Raw genomic sequence first — 3,480 nt, 5'->3', positions numbered from 1 at the left:
GACGAGCCGTGTTCTGGTCAACGGTGCTGACTCGCTGGTATCCGATGCGCTGGCCCATTGCTGGCTCCCTTGTTTGGCTGCACTGTCCAATAGAATCTATGATGTCAGTGGACGAATGTCAAACAATGCTGGAATGGACTCTAGTTGGACACTCTGGGGGCAGCCTCCCAGATGTCTAGTACGGGTGTACCCCAAATGGACGCATGGAAGTAGAGCGGTGGCCCTGGCAAGGGTGGGTAGTGGGTGCTGGTAGCACGCTTCAGCACCCGCATGCCTCGCCACGCCAGGTTTCGACGCCCTCCCACGCGGCGACAGCGGCAACACCGAGGCCGATTACTGGGTCCAGCCACCACCCGCCGGGCCAGGCGGCAGTGGTCGCGAGGCCAATCAGCACCGCAGCAGCCTGGGCTGCGCACAGATAGTTCTGTGTGCCCTCGCCTGCCGTGGCCGCCGAGCCTAGCCTTGCGCCGAGCCGCCGTTTGGCATAGCCCAGCAACGGCATCAACACCACCGCAATTGCGGTCAACGCGATCCCGATCACCGAAGTCTCGGCGCGGTGCTCGCCGAGCAGATGACGCAGCGATTCAGCAGCGATGTAGGGCGCGATCAGCCAAAACGACACCGCCACACCGCGTTGTGCGCGTCGTTCGGCGGTCTCGGACAAGGTGCGCGAACCGGTTAACCGCCAAACCACGATGATGCTGGCCAGTCCCTCCACCGCGCTGCCCAGCGCCCAGCCGGTCAGCGCAATCGACCCGACCAACAATCCCTGCCACAGGCCGACCGCGCCCTCAAGCAACATCCAGGCCAGGCTGACCCAGGCGAGGCACCGCGCCCATCGAGCGGCTCGATGCCATCCCGGATCATGCACGGCCAGCGCGGAGCGCGAGCCGGCGCAGCATGCGTCGCCACCGACGCTTACAGTGTCGCCCGCCGAGCCGGCAACGGTCACGGTGTCTCCGCCGTCCCGCAGTAATCGCTGCCGTAGTTGGGGCACAACGCCACGGCATTTCCGGTGGCCGTCAGCACCGTCTCGGCGCAGCCGAGCAACTCGACCAGCGCGGGCTGGGTCAGCCGAAACAGCGACGCACGGCCAACCGGGTGGGAGGCCACCAGACCACAGTCACGCAGACACGCAAGATGTTTGGACACCGTCGACTGCGCCAAGCCCACTGCCTCCACCAAGTCGGTCACCCGCGCCGGTCCGACCGCCAATCGCCGCACAATCGCCAACCGGGTCGGATCACCGAGCGAACGAAACAGTGCAGCCGCTGGGGCTAACTCAATCCGCTGCACTTCCGCAGAGGCCGCCGGGATTCCCATTCGGCGATGTTATATCTGTCCGGCGAAGAAAAGGACCATCGGCCCTACGAACTTCCTCAGCGGCGAGCGCATCGTTGGTGTCGAAGATGAAGTCGACAGGAGGAGCGTCAAAAGGTGTGCTGGGGCGGTAACGGGTGGATGTTGAACGGTGGCTACGGCTGGGGTTGGGGTTGGATCATCACTGCCGTGGTGGTCATTGGGTTGTTCGCGCTGCTGATAACGGCGATAGTCGTGGCGGTCCGCCTCACCGTGGCAGGCCGCCACGGTGGTGCGGGAAGCCCCCAGCAGATGCGTGGGGCAGAAAACAAGCTGGCGGAACGCTTTGCGCGTGGCGACATCGACGAAGACGACTACCGGCGGCGCATGGCGGCGCTGGTTGAACACCGCTGACGGCGATGCGCTGGCACCGCCCGTGGCTCGCGCTGGCCTTCGCACTCGCACCAATCTCACGTCGAACCCGTCGCGACCGATTCGCGGGCCACAGAGCGGACCTGGCGTCGACTCGCCATGAAAGGGTCATACAGCAATGAATAGGTTGACGCGGCGGGCGGCGCTCGCTGGGCTGGGTGCGATTGGAGCGGGCAGCGTCCTGGGTCTGGGGTATGTCCTTCGCAGCCTCTTTGAACCGCCCCCGGCTGTCCGCCTCACCGACGGAGGCGGTTTTATGGGCGCCGGTCACATGGACATGAGCCGCTACATGGAGATGTTCATGCGGCACAACGAAATCAGCCGTGTTGTTGAAGACATCCCTGGCGGCGTGCGCACCACCACCGAATCAAACTCCCCGGACCTTGCCGCCCAGCTACAGGAGCACGTCTCAAGCATGTACTCGCACCTGGATCAGGGAGCCGAGGTCGCCTGCATGAGCCAGAGCCTGCCGACGCTCTTCCGCCAAGCCAGCGGATACCGCCGCCAACTCACCTTCACCCCAACCGGTGTAATCGCCGAGGAAACCGCCGATGATCCGGCCCTCACGGAAACCATCCGCGCCCACGCACGGGAGGTCACCGGATTCGTCCAATACGGCATGCCCGCGATGATGCAAGGCATGATGGGCGGTTGCGGCCGCATGATGGGACCCGGCGGCATGATGGGACCCGGCGGGATGATGGGGCCGGGTCACTAGCAGTCGACGGGAGAAGGGTGCACCTTTGGCGCTGACCCTGAATCAGGCTCGTTCCGTCTACGACCGGATCGGACGCGTCCAGGACTGGCAAGCGTTTTATGAGGACGCGGCCACGGATCGGCTCGTGGCCAACGCGGACCTCGGTGGAAACCAGAGAATTTTCGAGTTCGGCTGCGGCACAGGTCGATTGGCTGCGCACCTTCTGGACGCGCTGCCGGCCAATGTCACCTACCTCGGCGTCGACATCAGCCCGGTGATGATCAACTTGGCCACCAACCGGCTCGCCGGATGGCCCGAACGGGCGAAGGCCATGCTGGTCGACGGCTCACTGCCCCTACCCGCCGATGACGCATTCGCGGACCGTGTGCTCTCAACCTTCGTGTTCGACCTGCTCGAAGCAGACTACGCCCGAGCGGTCCTCGACGATCTGCGGCGGATTCTCACCTCCGACGGCTTGCTCTGCCTGGCCAGTCTTACCCATGGGGAGCGGCTGATCGAACGGGGCGTCTCGCGAACCTGGACCGGCCTGTGGCGTGTTGCGCCCCAGGTGGTGGGCGGATGTCGCCCCATCAACGTGAGCGCCCTGCTTGGCGGTGACTGGCAAATCCAGCATGACTCACGAGTGCATCGTTGGGGACTTGTCACCGATCTCGTCATCGCAACTCCCAGCACATCCCAGCAGTGACGCGGACCAACGACATCCTCGATACTGTCGCAGTCCGCTGGCCTGTCGCTATTCCGCCAAGCCAAGTTCCCTCAACAACGCCCACTCCGCCTCGAACGGCCTTTTTCGCTTTCGTCGAACCGGCTTCCCGTCTGCTGGCTTACTAGTACGGTCCATCGGCTCTTGTATCCGCACGTAACGCCTGATCGCCGCATCCATGGGCTGACCTGACCGCAAACGCCGATAGTGCGTCGAGCACCAACCGGATGTGTATGCCCGCCTTGTGCAGTCGTCTCGTTTGCAGCGCATAGCGCCTCCTATTCTTGGTTCAACTCTTTCGCCTGGGGGGGACCCCCAAGGGCGGTCG

5 protein-coding genes are annotated in these 3,480 nt (G+C 64.3%); 3 read left to right on the top strand and 2 right to left on the bottom strand.

The window, feature by feature from the left end; all coding sequences use genetic code 11:
• Window positions 1-259 precede the first annotated feature (259 nt).
• Together ACLP9N_RS18535 and ACLP9N_RS18530 are read right to left on the bottom strand one after the other, a co-directional pair.
• Window positions 260-877 (bottom strand): cation transporter, encoded by a 618-nt coding sequence (locus ACLP9N_RS18535; protein ID WP_442408791.1) that lies wholly within the window; start codon window positions 875-877, stop codon window positions 260-262.
• Between the two features lie 71 nt (window positions 878-948).
• On the bottom strand, window positions 949-1,323 hold the full coding sequence (locus tag ACLP9N_RS18530) for an ArsR/SmtB family transcription factor (protein WP_442408790.1): 375 nt from the start codon (window positions 1,321-1,323) through the stop codon (window positions 949-951).
• A gap of 114 nt (window positions 1,324-1,437) precedes the next feature.
• Between ACLP9N_RS18530 and ACLP9N_RS18525 the strand changes: the two genes are divergently transcribed.
• The 3 genes from ACLP9N_RS18525 (at window position 1,438) to ACLP9N_RS18515 (ending at window position 3,134) form a co-directional block, all read left to right on the top strand.
• Window positions 1,438-1,713: an SHOCT domain-containing protein gene (locus ACLP9N_RS18525; protein ID WP_442408789.1), complete on the top strand. Its 276-nt coding sequence runs from the start codon at window positions 1,438-1,440 to the stop codon at window positions 1,711-1,713.
• Between the two features lie 136 nt (window positions 1,714-1,849).
• On the top strand, window positions 1,850-2,449 hold the full coding sequence (locus tag ACLP9N_RS18520) for a hypothetical protein (RefSeq protein ID WP_442408788.1): 600 nt from the start codon (window positions 1,850-1,852) through the stop codon (window positions 2,447-2,449).
• Window positions 2,450-2,474: 25 nt separating this feature from the next.
• Window positions 2,475-3,134, top strand: a complete 660-nt coding sequence (locus ACLP9N_RS18515; RefSeq protein WP_442408787.1) for a class I SAM-dependent methyltransferase — start codon at window positions 2,475-2,477, stop codon at window positions 3,132-3,134.
• The last annotated feature ends 346 nt before the right edge of the window (window positions 3,135-3,480 follow it).

Origin of the sequence: Mycobacterium sp., assembly GCF_052144515.1 — a bacterium.
Taxonomy (GTDB): Bacteria; Actinomycetota; Actinomycetes; order Mycobacteriales; family Mycobacteriaceae; genus Mycobacterium.
Note: the sequence above shows the minus strand (reverse complement) of the source record. Positions and strands in the feature narration are given on the sequence as shown.

Bases quoted from the DNA above. Each gene is read 5' to 3' on its own strand.
- ACLP9N_RS18530 (WP_442408790.1), bottom strand. From the start codon at position 1,323: ATGGGAATCCCGGCGGCCTCTGCGGAAGTGCAGCGGATTGAGTTAGCC.
- ACLP9N_RS18520 (WP_442408788.1), top strand. From the start codon at position 1,850: ATGAATAGGTTGACGCGGCGGGCGGCGCTCGCTGGGCTGGGTGCGATT.